2 protein-coding genes are annotated in these 367 nt (G+C 41.4%); both read left to right on the top strand.

Annotation, left to right across the window (positions count from 1 at the left end):
• On the top strand, positions 1-95 hold a 95-nt coding region (locus ACKLKD_RS28050), incomplete at its 5' end, for a Rop family plasmid primer RNA-binding protein (protein ID WP_032442716.1).
• Positions 95-367, top strand: a 273-nt coding sequence (locus ACKLKD_RS28055; protein ID WP_420062022.1) for a helix-turn-helix domain-containing protein, incomplete at its 3' end; no start/stop codon positions are given. The genes ACKLKD_RS28050 and ACKLKD_RS28055, both read left to right, overlap by 1 nt.

The following is a 367-nucleotide window of genomic DNA, read 5'->3' on the forward strand; positions in this document are numbered from 1 at the left end:
TCGAGGCCGACCTTTGTGAGAAACTCCACGATGATGCGGAGCATCTTTTCCGTACACTGTCCTCGAGACTGGATGAATTACAGGATGGTAACTGATGGCCAGAGTGTCTATTAGTGAAGCGGCACGGCTTGTTAAGGTTAGTCGCCCCACAATTTACAAGATGATTAACAGTGGGAAGTTAAGTTACACCTCTGTTGTAAAGCACGGGAAGGCTATTAAAGTTATTGATACCTCAGAGCTTATTAGAGTGTTTGGTTCTCTTGATGGTGTCATCGATACTGTAAAATATGATGTAAAAAGTGACGCAGAATCTACAGGTGTTAACAGTGTTGGTTTACATGATTTACAACATAGAATTGCTTTACTA

This window comes from Klebsiella sp. 10982, from assembly GCF_048589245.1.
GTDB classification, from domain to species: Bacteria; Pseudomonadota; Gammaproteobacteria; order Enterobacterales; family Enterobacteriaceae; genus Klebsiella; species Klebsiella quasivariicola.